Here is a 12,423-nt window from a genome sequence, read left to right on the forward strand (position 1 = left end):
GCTTGACGCAGAATGCCGCGATTCGGCTCCGTCTGGCGCCTGCCTTCAAATTTAAATCACAGAGTTAGGCTGACAAGCGCAACAACAGTGACTATTTCGTGACGATGGCAGAGGGCTCCGAACAAAGACAGCAAAGCCTGGCGGCCGCGACCGAGGCGCGCGGCCTCGAGGCGCTGATCTCGCGTGCGGCCCGCGCCGGCAAGGGGCCGGCCCCGGTGGAGCGCTGGAATCCCGACTTCTGCGGCGATTTGGATATGGAAATCAAAGCTGACGGCACCTGGTTCTATCTCGGCACGCCGATCGGCCGCATGCCGCTGGTGCAGCTTTTTTCCTCGGTGCTGCGCAAGGACGCGGACGGCAGGACCTATCTGGTGACGCCGGTGGAAAAGGTCGGCATCCGCGTCGCCGACGCACCCTTTATCGCCGTCGAGATGGATGTCTCGGGCAGCGGCGAGGGCCAGATCATCACGTTCCGCACCAATGTCGGCGACGTCGTCGAGGCCGGACCGGAGCGGCCGCTGCGCTTCGTCGACGAGCACGAGACCGGCGGGCTGAAGCCTTATGTGCTGGTGCGCGGGCGGCTGGAGGCGCTGGTGGCGCGGCCGGTGATGTACGAACTGGTCGAGCATGGCGAGGAGATCGAGATCGACGGCAGGTTGATGTTTGCCGTCCGGTCGAAAGGCCAGGCTTATCCGATCATGCCGGCCGACAGGCTGAGGCAGCTGAGCGCGTGACGGACAGTTCATGATGGACCAGGTGACGCCGACGCCCTTTTCCATTGCCGATCTGCGCGCGCGCTTTGCCGCGCAGCCGCAGCCGCATGCCGGCGAGGACTATGGCGATCATCGCTTCAATCCAGGCCATCCCCGCCTCCACCGGGCGAAACCGCTGCGCGATGCGGCGGTGCTGATCCCGATCGTCGATCACCAGGGTGATGCCACGGTTCTTCTGACCAAGCGGGCCGAGACACTGCGCAACCATTCCGGGCAGGTGGCCTTTCCCGGCGGAACGATCGATGCCACCGACGCCAGTCCGGAAGCGGCGGCGCTGCGCGAGACCTTCGAGGAGATCGGCCTTGGCCGGGACCATATCGAGGTCATCGGCCGCATGCCCGATTATGTCGCGGGCAGTGGTTACAGGATCGCGCCGGTGCTGGGCATCGTGCGGCCGCCTTTCCAGCTGACGCTCAATGCCGAGGAGGTCGACTTGGCCTTCGAAGTGCCGCTGCGCTTCCTCATGGATCCGGCCAACCACATCAGGGACAGCCGCATTTGGAACGATCTCGAATGGTTCTTCTATGACATGCCCTATGGCGACCGGCGCATCTGGGGCGTCACCGCCGGCATCATCCGCACGCTCTATGAAAGGCTCTATGGGTGAAGGTCTCGATCGCTGACAGGGCCGACTGGCTCGGCGACAAGCATCTGCAGCGCCTGCTTGCCATTCTGGCGAGTGGCGGCGAGGCAGCGCGGGTCGCCGGCGGCGCGGTGCGCAACACGCTGATCGGCCAGCCCGTCGCCGACATCGACATCGCCACCACCTGCCTGCCGCAGGAGACGATCCGCCGCGCCGAGGCGGCGAGGTTCAAGACGGTTCCGACCGGCATAGAGCACGGCACGATCACCGTGATTGCCGGCGGCAAGCCTTATGAAATCACCACGCTGCGCGCGGATATCGAGACCGACGGCCGCCGCGCCAAGGTGTCGTTCGGGCGAGACTGGAAGCTTGACGCCGAGCGGCGCGACTTCACCATCAACGCGCTCTACGCGGAAGCCGACGGTACGGTCGTCGATCTGGTCGGCGGCGTCGCCGACATAGAGGGGCGCCGGCTGCGCTTCATCGGCGATCCGGAAGCGCGCATCCGTGAGGACTATCTGCGTATCCTGCGCTTTTTCCGCTTCTTCGCCTGGTATGGCGAAGGCCGGCCGGACGCCGAGGGGCTTAAGGCTTGCGCCCGGCTGAAGGGAGGCCTCGTGCAGCTCTCGGCCGAGCGCGTCTGGTCCGAACTCAAGAAGCTATTGTCGGCCGCCGACCCGTCCCGCGCGCTGTTGTGGATGCGGCAGGCGAGCGTTTTGACCAGCGTGCTGCCGGAAAGCGAGAAATGGGGCATCGATGCGATCCACGGTCTGGCCAGAGCCGAGAAGGATCTGGGCTGGACCGTGGAGCCGCTGCTCAGGCTGGAGGCGATCGTGCCGCCGGATACGGCGCGCATGAAGACGCTGGCCGAGCGGCTGAGATTGTCGACGGCGGAAGCAAACCGTTTGCGTCACTGGGCGCTTACGCCGGGAATCGAGCCGAAAACGACTGAAGGCGAACTGGCGAAGACGCTCTACCGCGGCGACCGGCAAGGGGTCGTCGACCGGCTTCGCCTGTCACTGGCCGCGGCACGGGTGCGCGCGGTGGACCAGACCGATGCGCTCATCGAGGCAGGCGGCTTTTCCCGACTTCTCGCCTTCGCATTGAGATGGGAAAGGCCCGTGTTTCCGCTCAAGGGCGCCGATCTGACGGCGATCGGGGGGATGCCCGGGCCAAAGCTCGGCGCGATCCTCAGGAATCTCGAAGTGGAATGGGTCGATGCCGGGTTTGGGCCCGATCGCGACGCGCTGCTCAAGCGCGCCGCGCAGGCCCTGAAGGCCGGATAGAGCATTCGTCAACGCAATCCGGGCGGAAATCGCCGCGATTTCCGGAACTTGCTCCAAATCAGGCCGCGTCGCGGACCTTCTCGATGCGCGAGCGGATCGCTTCGATCATCGTTTCGCGGATGATCGTCTCGCCATGCGTCTCGCGCATATGTTCGACGGCACGGCGCATGACCTCGGCTTCCTCCTCGGCGCGTGTGTGCCATTCACAACCTGGAACGAGCGAGCCGCAGTGGAATTCCTTCATGGGATTTCTCCTTTTCCTCCATGGAGTCCGGTCGACCGTCCTGCAAAAGGCGGCAGGGACTCCGCATCTTCTTGGCACGTTGTCCGACCCTAAGACCGGTTGGACCGCAAGCGGGTGAAACCATAACACAGATGGGGTGGCATTGATTGCCGTCAACGGCAAAAAAGGCGGAGCAGCGCTGCTCCGCCCTCTTACGCCAGCCCTATGGGCAGGTCATCACTTCATGATCTTGACTGCCTCGGCAACCTTATCCTTGCCGCTCATGTCCCATGAAACTCTGACCTTCTCGCCGACCTTCAGGCCAGGATCCTTGAAGGTCCGGGGAAGCGTAAAAGACGATCCATTGTCGAGAACCAGGCTTTTGGCCGCCGTATCAAAGGTCTTGATCGTGCCGGTGGTGTGCTTGACGGCGGCGAATGCCACCGAACCGGAAGCAAGAAGGGCAGCCGCTGCGGCCGAAACAATGATCTTGCGCATTGCGAAGTACTCCTGGAAAGCGCGGGCACCCTTTTGGCAGAGGTGTCCCGCATCGTCCTGGGCCGTCCGGTTGCGTCGAGTCGCGATCCGCTTCGTTCTGACGCAATTCCGAACGGAGCACCGCTCTGCACTCCTGGAATTGCGCAGGCGAACCGCCGGCGCTTCCCGACCCGTCCCGACAAATAGCCCAGTCTTTTCCGAAGCCTATTAGACGAAAAAGAAACTTTGCGACGGCTCCCGCGCCACATTCGATGCCCATTTCGAAGCGAATGGGACATCAATGCGGCTCACGGCGCGCTCACCATCTTTTTACGGCCAGCGGGCCTCCGGCGGCAGGCTGGAGAGAATCGAGGCGACATTGCCGCCGGTTTTCAGGCCGAAAATGGTGCCGCGATCATGAAGCAGGTTGAACTCGACATAACGGCCGCGGCGGATGAGCTGTTCGTCGCGGTCGCCATCGGTCCAGTTCTCGTTGAAATTGCCTCGCACGAGATGGCCATAGACGACGAGAAAAGCGCGCCCGACATCCTGGACGAAGTTAAAATCGGCATTCCAGCCGCCGTTGTCCTCGCCCGAATGCAGCCAGTCGAAAAAGATGCCGCCGGTGCCGCGCGGCTCGTTGCGATGCGGAAGGAAGAAATACTCGTCGCACCAGGCCTTGAATTTCGCATGGTCGGCGATGCCTGCGTTCTTCTCGCAGGCGAACTGCATGGCGCGGTGGAAGGCCATTGTGTCGGGGTCATCCTGTGTGCGGCGTCGGTCGAGCACCGGGGTGAGGTCGGCGCCGCCGCCGAACCAGTGGCGCGAGGTGACGACCATGCGCGTATTCATGTGCACGGCCGGAACGTTGGGGTTCCAAGGGTGCGCGATCAGCGAAATGCCGGATGCCCAGAAGCGCGGGTCCTCCTCGGCGCCGGGCATCTGCTTCCTGAATTCGGGCGAGAATTCGCCGTAAACCGTCGAGGTGTGGACGCCAACCTTCTCGAAGACTCGGCCGTGCATCATCGACATGGTTCCGCCACCACCCTTGCCGGAATCACGCTCCCACGGCGTCCTTTCGAACCGACCCGGCGACCACGAAGCGAGCGGGCCCTGGAGATCCTGCTCGATCTGCTCGAAAGCACCGCAGATGCGTTCGCGCAATGCCTCGAACCACAGGCGTGCCTTCATTTTCTTTTCTTCGATGTCGGCGGGCAGGCCAGCCGGTATTTCAGGTCGTTCCAAGTGCTGTCTCCGGTTTCGGGGCGGCCGGCCCCTACAAATGACTCGTCTTTTGCCGGCGCGATCCCTAATCTCTTAGGGGAAAGGGTCAAGTCTGATCTGATCGGAGCAAGGAGACCTTCGTGCGCACCCCGGCAAGACCGCCGTTGGATGGCCTGAAGAAAAGGCTCGATCAAAGCCGGGCTGAACGCGCGCGCATGCCGCGCGACGGATTTTTGCGCGAAACCTTCGTCCTGCCGCGTTCAGACGCTCGCCTGAAGGCAAAGGAATGGTTCGAGCGCTTCCCCAAGCAGGCTTACTGGACCGAGATCGAAAGCTGGTTCGAGCGGCCGGGCGATTTGATCGAATTCACCATAAGGCGCCTGCCGGCGGCGGATTAGGATTTCCTCGCCCTGTTTACGGGGACAACCCAATACAGGCGCGGCCCCTTGTATCCGCCTTCACTACGCTCAGGCACCTTCTCTCCGTGAACCGAGAGAAGGAAGAACCAGCCTTCTCGCCCCTGTTCCTTCCCTGGCCAGCCGGTCATCCTTGTTGCGGAGCGGACATTTGTCGATCGACATGCAGCCGCAGCCGATGCAGTCGGTCAGCCCGTCGCGCAATTTCTTCAATTGACCGATCTTGCGGTCGAGCCCGTCGCGCCAGGCGGTCGACAGCAGGCTCCAGTCGTCGCGCGTCGGGGTGCGGCCCTCGGGTAGGGATTGAAGCGCCGTCGCTATCTCGGCCAGCGAAATGCCGACCTCCTGCGCGATCTTGATGATGGCCACGCGCCTTAGCACGTCGCGGCCGTAGCGGCGCTGGTTGCCTGACGTGCGGTGGCTGCGGATCAGGCCGCGAGCTTCGTAGAAATGCAGCGCCGACACCGCGACACCGCTGCGCGCGGCCACTTGGCCAACCGTTAATTCCGCTGCTGGCGCCATCTCGCACTTTTCCGCTTGACCTCAAGTTAAGTTGAGCTTGTAGCGAAGAAGCCATCGACATGCAAACGACAGGAGATGGCTATGTGCGCCTGGGTGAGAATGACGGGCGAGGGCCGTGTCGCGGGCGCCGGCGGGACCGTGGCCGCCGCTTCAGCGGATGGCATTCTGGCCCAGTTGTCGCGTGGCTTCGCCGGCCACCATGGCGGCGGAGAGGGCCACATTGATGCTGCGCGCGCCGGCCTGCATCGGGATCGTCAGCCGCGCGTCCGCCGCCTGATGGACCGGATCCGGCACGCCTGCGGATTCACGGCCGAACAAAAGGATATCGCCAGTGGCGAAGTTGAAGCTGGTGTATGGGGTCGCGGCCTTGGTCGACAGCAGCACCAGCCGGCGCGCGCGGGCCTTGCGCCACTCCTCGAAGGCGTGCCAGTCGACATGCCGGGTCAGGGCAGCCATTTCGAGGTAATCCATGCCGGCGCGCCTGAGCGCTTTATCGGAGAGCGGAAAGCCGGCCGGTTCGATGATGTCGACGCCGATCCCGAGGCAGGCGGCGAAGCGCAGGATTGTGCCGGTGTTGCCGGCGATGTCAGGCTGGTAGAGGGCGATGCGGAGACGGTCGTTCATTTCCGCATCCTTCTATTAAGTGGCAAATCGGCCACAGCGGCTTCGCGGTTTTGGAAATTGCTGGACCTGCGGGTGGCCATTTTCTGCGAAGTCGGGTATACAGCGTACATTGTCAACCCGAACCGAAGGAGGGGTAATTCATGATGGCCATGCACATCCAGCACCCTCTCCGTGGGCCTACATGCCCGCTGGCGGTTTCGGTACGACGGTTCTCCTGATCTCTTAGACGCTTCCGCACCGATTTCCGCCGAAACCATTCCCTGGTCTTCGAAGGAATCCTGCGATGTTTTTCAAGCTGCCGAAAGGGCCGATGGCCCCGCCCCAACGCGTCTCGACTGATCAGCTGCCGATCCCGCGGCAGGACGTCGAACACCCTTTTTATCTCTATTTTCGCACGGAGGACGGACCGATGTTCGATCCCTACAGAATACCGGGCTCGAGGAGCCTGCATATCCACCGGCTGCCGACCTGGGCGCTGCTGATCGGCGAAACCTATTCGTCGGCGGTCCACGCCGAGGTTCGCCGGCGTCCGCATCGCGGCATGCTGCCGGATGTCGATTTCTCGCGCGCGGTTCCCGACCCGAGCCGGCCCTCGTTGGTGCGCCGTCTCATCCGGGCGATCCGGCCGGGCGCGAAGATTAACCTTGTCGACACCGCACCGTCAGGATCAACAAAAGAGCCTGTCGGCGAAAAGCCCGCGAACCCCTATATAGCGCGAAGCAGGGCCGACGGTCCGGATGATTCCGGACCGTCGGCCCTCGGCGCCATGCGGTCCGAGGACTTCGCACGTTCACGCGCCGCGTGAGCGGAAACAGATTTCATGAGCATGACCTATGTTGTTGTTTAGCTGGTTTGAAAAAAGGCTCGATCCGTTCCCGGCCGCGGAGCCGGTCGAGCCGCCCAAGACCCTGGTTGCCTTCTGCCTGCATTACACGCGCGGCGCATGGCCCTATATCCTTGTCGATGCGGTGCTGGTGGCGGCAATCGCCATCGCGGAAGTGTGGATGTTCGGCTTCCTCGGCCGCATCGTCGACTGGCTTTCGGCGCAGAACCGCGAAACCTTCCTGCAGACGGAGGGCTGGAAGCTCGCCAGCATGGCCTTCATCGTGCTGTTCGCGCTGCCTGGCACGGTATGGCTGCATTCGCTGCTCAACCAGCAGACGCTGATGGGCAACTATCCCATGCGTATCCGCTGGCAGGTGCATCGCTATCTGCTCAAGCAGTCGATGAGCTTCTACCAGGACGAATTCGCCGGCCGCATCGCCACCAAGCTGATGCAGACGGCGCTCGCCGTGCGCGAATGCGTGATCAAGGTGATCGACGTCCTGAACTACGTCATCGTCTATTTCCTCGGCATGCTGCTCATCGTCGGCTCGGCCGACTGGCGGCTGGCCGCACCGCTCGGCGTGTGGATGGTCGGCTACATCCTTCTGCTGCGCTATTTCATTCCTCGGCTGGGCAAGGTCGGCGAGGAACAGGCCAATGCGCGCTCGGTCATGACCGGCCGCGTTGTCGACAGCTACTCCAACATCCAGACGGTCAAGCTGTTCAGCCATGCCCGCCGCGAGGCCTCCTTCGCCAAGGAGGGCATGATGGGCTTTCTCGACACGGTCTACCGGTCGATGCGGCTGGTGACGGTGCTGTTCGGCTCGCTCTACATCCTGAATGCGCTTCTCCTGTTCTCGGTTACCGCCATCTCGTTGTGGCTGTGGCTGGGCCAGGCGGTGACGATCGGCGCGGTCGCCGTGGTCATCGGCCTGGTTCTGCGGATGTGGGGCATGTCGCAGTGGATCATGTGGGAAATGTCGGGCCTGTTCGAGAATATCGGCACGGTGCAGGACGGCATCGCCTCGATTTCGCTGCCGCGCCTTGTCGAGGACAGGCCCGGTGCGAAGGAGATCACGGTCTCCAAAGGCGAGATACGCTTCGAGGACATCCGCTTCCACTATGGCAAGCAGAAGGGCGTCATCGAGAACCTGTCGCTGGCGGTGAAGCCGGGCGAGAAGGTTGGCATTGTCGGCCGCTCCGGCGCCGGCAAGTCGACGCTGGTCAATCTTCTGCTGCGGTTCTACGACCTCGAAGCCGGCCGTATCCTGATCGACGGCCAGGAGATCGCAGCGGTGAAACAGGATTCGCTGCGCGCCCAGATCGGCATGGTCACGCAGGACACCTCGTTGCTGCATCGTTCGGTGCGCGAAAACATCCTCTATGGCCGGCCCGACGCCAGCGACGACATGCTTGTCGAGGCTGCGCGGCGCGCCGAGGCGCTGGACTTCATCGCCGGGCTTTCGGACCATAGCGGCCGCAAGGGATTCGACGCCTATGTCGGCGACCGCGGCGTCAAACTGTCCGGCGGCCAGCGGCAACGCATCGCCATCGCTCGCGTTATGTTGAAGGACGCGCCCATACTTATCCTTGACGAGGCGACGTCAGCGCTGGATTCCGAGGCGGAAGCGGCCATCCAGGAGAACCTCTACAAGCTCATGCAAGGCAAGACCGTCATCGCCATCGCCCACCGGCTGTCGACCATCGCGGCGATGGACAGGCTTGTGGTGATGGACCAGGGACGCGTCATCGAGGAAGGTTCGCACGAGGAATTGGTGGCCAGGGGCGGGCTCTACGCGCAGCTCTGGCAGCGCCAGTCGGGCGGTTTCCTGCTGGATGACGGCCCGATCGGTGCCGCAAGCGACGTTGTTGCCAATGACGTTGGCGCAAAGGGACAAGCCGCTGAATGATGGCCGCCGCCGCATGATGACAGCCGTCTATCGCTGGTTCGAGAACTGGGTCTATCCGTTCAGGGAGCCCACGAATCTTCGGCCGCCGTCCGGCGTCGCCGGTTTTCTCTGGCACTATGTCGGCCAGGCCAAGTTCGCCTTCTTCGCCATGCTGGTCATCGGCGGCATCGCGCCGCTGGTCGAGGCCGGGCTGTTCTACTTTGTCGGGCGGCTGGTCGACATCCTTGACCAGCTTCCCGGCGAACGCAGCTGGCATGCGTTGTGGACGGCCGCCGGGCCGGAACTTGTGTTCATGATCGTCGTGGTGCTGGTCGTCCGCACCATCGTCGTCGGCCTGTCGGCCCTGGTCGACGAGCAGACAATCACGCCTGGCTTCTACAATCTGGTGCGTTGGCAGGCGCACCGGCACGTGTCGCGCCAGTCCTACTCCTTCTTCCAGAACGATTTCGCCGGCCGCATCGCGACAAAAGTCTGGCAGGCTGGGCAAGCGACCGGCGACCTGATGGAAAGCTTCATCGAGGTCGTCTGGTTCATGATCGTCTATACGGTGACGACGCTGGCGCTGGTCGCGGGGCTCGATATCAGGCTCGCAGTGCTGGTGGTGATCTGGATCGCGGCCTTCGCCTGGCTGGCCAGGCTCTATCTGCCGGCAATCCGCAAACATGCCGAGGCGACCGCCGAGGCGGGGTCGATGATCACCGGCCGCATCGTCGATTCCTACTCCAACGTACAGACGCTGAAACTGTTCTCCGCCGATGGCGACGACCGCTACATCAGGAGCGGCTTCGACATCTATCTCGACGCGTTGCGCCCGTTCACGCGCCGGCTGACCGGCGTGCGCATGGCGCTGACGACGCTGTCGGGCATCATGATCACGGCGATCGGCTGCTTTGCCGTCTATCTCTGGGTCGAGGGCTCGATCACCGTCGGGGCGGTCGCCTTCACACTGTCGCTGGTGCTGCGGCTCAACATGCTGCTTGGCCGGCTGATGATGCAGCTCAACAGCATCCTGCGCAATCTCGGCGTGCTGGAGAATTCCAAGGCGCTGATCTCGCAGCCGCTCGGTCTGGTCGACGCACCCGACGCCCGGGAACTGGTCGTGGCCGGCGGGCGCATCGAGGTGAAGAATGTCGAGTTCCACTACGGCAAGGGGTTCGGCGTGCTCAACGGCATCGATCTCGTGGTGCGGCCGGGCGAGAAGGTCGGGCTGGTCGGGCCGTCCGGCGCCGGCAAGACCACGCTCGCCAACCTTATCCTGCGGCTGTACGAACTCGAAGGCGGAAAGATCGCCATCGACGGCCAGGATGTCTCGCAGGTGACGCAAAATTCGCTGCGCGCCAATATCGGCGTCGTCAGTCAGGACACGGCACTTTTCCACCGTTCGCTGCGCGACAATATCAAACTCGGCATGCCCGACGCCACCGACGCGCAGGTGATCGCGGCGGCCAGGAAAGCCGAGGCGCATGATTTCATCCTGACCTTGCGCGACAATCGCGACCGACAGGGCTACGAGGCCTATGTCGGCGAGCGCGGCGTCAAACTGTCGGGCGGCCAGCGCCAGCGCGTGGCGATCGCGCGTGTCTTCCTCAAGGATGCGCCGATCCTGATATTGGACGAGGCGACCTCGGCACTTGATTCCGACATCGAGGCGGCGATCCAGGAAAACCTGACGCGGCTGATGGAAGGCAAGACGGTCATAGCCATCGCCCACCGGCTGTCGACGATCGCCGCGCTTGACCGCCTCGTCGTGCTCGACGGCGGCCGCATTGTCGAACAAGGCACGCATGACGAACTGGTGGCGCTCGACGGGCTCTACGCGCGGCTGTGGAAGCGTCAGTCCGGCGGCTTCCTCTATCACGAGGAAGCCGTGCTGGAAGAGACGCGGCCGGCGGAGTAGCGGCATGGGCGCGACGCATGAGACCGACTATCTGCTGAAACGGCTGCGGCCGACGACACCGGCCTTCGATGCGCTGATGGAAGAGAGCCGGCGGGAAGGCTACTGGATGCTGGTGCGGCTCCGCGACGGCTGGGCAGGCGGCCGCAACAAGTTCCTGAAACAGGGGGAGGCACTGTTCGGAGCATGGCACGGCGTCGAACTCGCCGGCGTGTGCGGGCTGAACATCGATCCCTATTTCGAGGGCAGGGACCATGGCCGGGTCCGGCATTTGTTCGTCGGCGCGCGCCATCGGCGCACGGGCCTTGGCCGCATGCTGGTCGAGACCGTTGTCGACAGGGCACGCCGCTATTTCGCCGTGCTCAACACCCGTGCGCCGCAGGAAGCCTTCGGCTTCTATGAGCGGCTTGGCTTCGCGCCGGTGGCGGGCGAAGAATTCGTCACGCACCGGATGATCTTCGAGAAAGGAGGTTGAAAATGTCCCTGCGCCCGCCGTCCCGTCTGACCAGTGCCTCGGCCGCCGAAGCCGCCTTCGACGCGCTCGGCCATGAAGTCCTTGCCGAGAAGGCGGCGGCACTCGGCCGCGCCGGACAACGCGTCGAAGAAACGCTGGCCCGACTGCGCAACAATGGCGACGAGCAGTTGCGTCCCCGGCTGCTCAAGGAGGCGGCGGTGGCGGTGCATGGCTACTTCATCCAGCGCGAACTGTGCGGCCTTCGAAAGCACGATGCCGTCATCCGCGAATACAACATCCCGAAGGCGGTGCTGGTCAGGCTCGGCGCCATGTAGGGTTGGCGCTTGCCGCGCCGATCTCCCTGTGGAATCTCGCCAGGCGGCTGGCGAGCGCTTCGGGATTCTCATCGGGGACGAAGTGCCCGCTGTCGGCAATGATGTCGCCCTCGACATTCGACAGCCCGGCGGCCCTGAGGCCCTCGACATAGTCGCCGATGTCGCCGGACTCGGCCGAGCCCCTGAGATACAGCACCGGAATCGCTGTAGGCGTCGCGGGCCGTGCAGCATTGGCTTTGGCATCTTCGGGGAAGGCGCGATACCAATCGAAACCGGCCTGGAGGCTTTCAGGCCGGGAATAGGCTCTCGCATAGATTTCCCTGGCCTGCGCCGGGATCGATGTCCGATCCTTCGAAAGCACATTGAAGAAGAAGTCGAAATAGGTGCTTTGGTGGCCGCTCACCAGCGTTTCCGGCAGCGCCGGGACGGCATGGAAGGCAAAGTGCCAGATCCGCGGATTGCGAATGACCTCTTCCCATGGCGCGACACCCGGAACAGCGACATCCATGATCGCCGCGCCGGAAAGGATCTCGGGATGGTCGCGCAGCAGGGCGAACACGATCTGGCCGCCGACATCATGACCGGCCGCCAAGAGGTGCCGCAGCCCGCAGGCCTCGGCAACGCCTCTCATCAGCCTCGCCAGAGTTCTCTTGTCGCCGGCCTCAGGCATGCCTTGCGAGCCGCCGATGCACGGCAGGTCAGGTGCGACGACACGGTACTCGGCAGCCAGCCGGCCGATCACCCCTTCGAACGCATAGGAGCTTTGCGGCCAGCCGTGCAGCAGCAGGAATGCAGGCGCTTCAGCCGGGCCCGCCTCGCGGATCGCTATGCTAAGCCCTTCGATTTCGATGTTCGAGGTTTGCATGTCCTGACCCTG

General features: G+C 63.6%; 15 protein-coding genes. 9 read left to right on the forward strand and 6 right to left on the reverse strand.

Annotated features, from left to right (window positions below):
- Positions 1–104 precede the first annotated feature (104 nt).
- The 3 genes from FJ426_RS11580 to FJ426_RS11590 are packed head-to-tail and all read left to right on the forward strand — an operon-like array spanning position 105 to position 2,642.
- Positions 105–734, forward strand: coding sequence for a DUF1285 domain-containing protein (locus FJ426_RS11580; RefSeq protein WP_140561468.1), 630 nt, complete (start codon positions 105–107; stop codon positions 732–734).
- Between the two features lie 13 nt (positions 735–747).
- Positions 748–1,380, forward strand: a complete 633-nt coding sequence (locus tag FJ426_RS11585) for a CoA pyrophosphatase (RefSeq protein ID WP_140561467.1) — start codon at positions 748–750, stop codon at positions 1,378–1,380.
- Complete coding sequence (locus tag FJ426_RS11590; protein ID WP_140561401.1) at positions 1,377–2,642, forward strand: CCA tRNA nucleotidyltransferase; 1,266 nt, start codon at positions 1,377–1,379, stop codon at positions 2,640–2,642. Before FJ426_RS11585 ends, FJ426_RS11590 begins: the two co-directional genes overlap by 4 nt.
- Positions 2,643–2,700: 58 nt before the next feature.
- Here the strand turns inward: FJ426_RS11590 and FJ426_RS11595 are convergent, their stop codons facing one another.
- From FJ426_RS11595 to hemF, 3 genes are all read right to left on the reverse strand, one after another.
- Positions 2,701–2,886, reverse strand: coding sequence for a DUF1059 domain-containing protein (locus tag FJ426_RS11595; protein WP_140496047.1), 186 nt, complete (start codon positions 2,884–2,886; stop codon positions 2,701–2,703).
- A 216-nt stretch (positions 2,887–3,102) separates the two neighbouring features.
- Positions 3,103–3,363: a DUF1344 domain-containing protein gene (locus tag FJ426_RS11600; RefSeq protein WP_140516926.1), complete on the reverse strand. Its 261-nt coding sequence runs from the start codon at positions 3,361–3,363 to the stop codon at positions 3,103–3,105.
- Between the two features lie 309 nt (positions 3,364–3,672).
- Positions 3,673–4,587, reverse strand: a complete 915-nt coding sequence (hemF, locus tag FJ426_RS11605; RefSeq protein WP_140561399.1) for an oxygen-dependent coproporphyrinogen oxidase — start codon at positions 4,585–4,587, stop codon at positions 3,673–3,675.
- Positions 4,588–4,706: 119 nt separating this feature from the next.
- Between hemF and FJ426_RS11610 the strand changes: the two genes are divergently transcribed.
- Positions 4,707–4,964, forward strand: coding sequence for a hypothetical protein (locus tag FJ426_RS11610; protein ID WP_023770299.1), 258 nt, complete (start codon positions 4,707–4,709; stop codon positions 4,962–4,964).
- A 69-nt stretch (positions 4,965–5,033) separates the two neighbouring features.
- On the opposite strand, the gene soxR is transcribed toward FJ426_RS11610, so the two are convergent.
- Both soxR and FJ426_RS11620 read right to left on the reverse strand, forming a co-directional pair.
- Positions 5,034–5,504 (reverse strand): redox-sensitive transcriptional activator SoxR, encoded by a 471-nt coding sequence (gene soxR, locus FJ426_RS11615; RefSeq protein ID WP_140496043.1) that lies wholly within the window; start codon positions 5,502–5,504, stop codon positions 5,034–5,036.
- Positions 5,505–5,654: 150 nt separating this feature from the next.
- Complete coding sequence (locus FJ426_RS11620) at positions 5,655–6,128, reverse strand: tRNA (cytidine(34)-2'-O)-methyltransferase (RefSeq protein ID WP_140496042.1); 474 nt, start codon at positions 6,126–6,128, stop codon at positions 5,655–5,657.
- 283 nt (positions 6,129–6,411) lie between these two features.
- Between FJ426_RS11620 and FJ426_RS11625 the strand changes: the two genes are divergently transcribed.
- Genes FJ426_RS11625 through FJ426_RS11645 form a run of 5 tightly spaced genes read left to right on the forward strand, consistent with a single transcriptional unit; the run spans position 6,412 to position 11,546 of the window.
- Positions 6,412–6,933, forward strand: a complete 522-nt coding sequence (locus FJ426_RS11625; RefSeq protein ID WP_181172795.1) for a hypothetical protein — start codon at positions 6,412–6,414, stop codon at positions 6,931–6,933.
- 28 nt (positions 6,934–6,961) lie between these two features.
- Positions 6,962–8,863 (forward strand): ABC transporter ATP-binding protein, encoded by a 1,902-nt coding sequence (locus tag FJ426_RS11630; protein WP_140561397.1) that lies wholly within the window; start codon positions 6,962–6,964, stop codon positions 8,861–8,863.
- 13 nt (positions 8,864–8,876) lie between these two features.
- On the forward strand, positions 8,877–10,760 hold the full coding sequence (locus FJ426_RS11635) for an ABC transporter ATP-binding protein (protein ID WP_140561396.1): 1,884 nt from the start codon (positions 8,877–8,879) through the stop codon (positions 10,758–10,760).
- A 4-nt stretch (positions 10,761–10,764) separates the two neighbouring features.
- A complete protein-coding gene (locus FJ426_RS11640) occupies positions 10,765–11,232 on the forward strand; it encodes a GNAT family N-acetyltransferase (protein WP_140561394.1) in 468 nt (155 codons plus the stop codon).
- A gap of 2 nt (positions 11,233–11,234) precedes the next feature.
- Complete coding sequence (locus FJ426_RS11645) at positions 11,235–11,546, forward strand: DUF6665 family protein (RefSeq protein ID WP_140496039.1); 312 nt, start codon at positions 11,235–11,237, stop codon at positions 11,544–11,546.
- Here FJ426_RS11645 and FJ426_RS11650 read toward each other — a convergent pair.
- Positions 11,527–12,411, reverse strand: a complete 885-nt coding sequence (locus FJ426_RS11650; RefSeq protein ID WP_140496038.1) for an alpha/beta hydrolase — start codon at positions 12,409–12,411, stop codon at positions 11,527–11,529. The two genes, FJ426_RS11645 and FJ426_RS11650, sit on opposite strands and share 20 nt — an antisense overlap.
- Positions 12,412–12,423 lie beyond the last annotated feature (12 nt).

Source organism: Mesorhizobium sp. B2-6-4, from assembly GCF_006441495.1.
GTDB lineage: Bacteria > Pseudomonadota > Alphaproteobacteria > Rhizobiales > Rhizobiaceae > Mesorhizobium.

Coding starts and splice junctions, on each gene's coding strand:
- FJ426_RS11635 (WP_140561396.1), top strand. CDS start 8,877: ATGATGACAGCCGTCTATCGCTGGTTCGAGAACTGGGTCTATCCGTTC.
- FJ426_RS11645 (WP_140496039.1), top strand. CDS start 11,235: ATGTCCCTGCGCCCGCCGTCCCGTCTGACCAGTGCCTCGGCCGCCGAA.
- FJ426_RS11625 (WP_181172795.1), top strand. CDS start 6,412: ATGTTTTTCAAGCTGCCGAAAGGGCCGATGGCCCCGCCCCAACGCGTC.
- FJ426_RS11650 (WP_140496038.1), bottom strand. CDS start 12,411: ATGCAAACCTCGAACATCGAAATCGAAGGGCTTAGCATAGCGATCCGC.
- FJ426_RS11595 (WP_140496047.1), bottom strand. CDS start 2,886: ATGAAGGAATTCCACTGCGGCTCGCTCGTTCCAGGTTGTGAATGGCAC.
- FJ426_RS11640 (WP_140561394.1), top strand. CDS start 10,765: ATGGGCGCGACGCATGAGACCGACTATCTGCTGAAACGGCTGCGGCCG.
- FJ426_RS11585 (WP_140561467.1), top strand. CDS start 748: ATGGACCAGGTGACGCCGACGCCCTTTTCCATTGCCGATCTGCGCGCG.
- FJ426_RS11600 (WP_140516926.1), bottom strand. CDS start 3,363: ATGCGCAAGATCATTGTTTCGGCCGCAGCGGCTGCCCTTCTTGCTTCC.
- FJ426_RS11630 (WP_140561397.1), top strand. CDS start 6,962: ATGTTGTTGTTTAGCTGGTTTGAAAAAAGGCTCGATCCGTTCCCGGCC.
- soxR (WP_140496043.1), bottom strand. CDS start 5,504: ATGGCGCCAGCAGCGGAATTAACGGTTGGCCAAGTGGCCGCGCGCAGC.
- FJ426_RS11580 (WP_140561468.1), top strand. CDS start 105: ATGGCAGAGGGCTCCGAACAAAGACAGCAAAGCCTGGCGGCCGCGACC.
- FJ426_RS11620 (WP_140496042.1), bottom strand. CDS start 6,128: ATGAACGACCGTCTCCGCATCGCCCTCTACCAGCCTGACATCGCCGGC.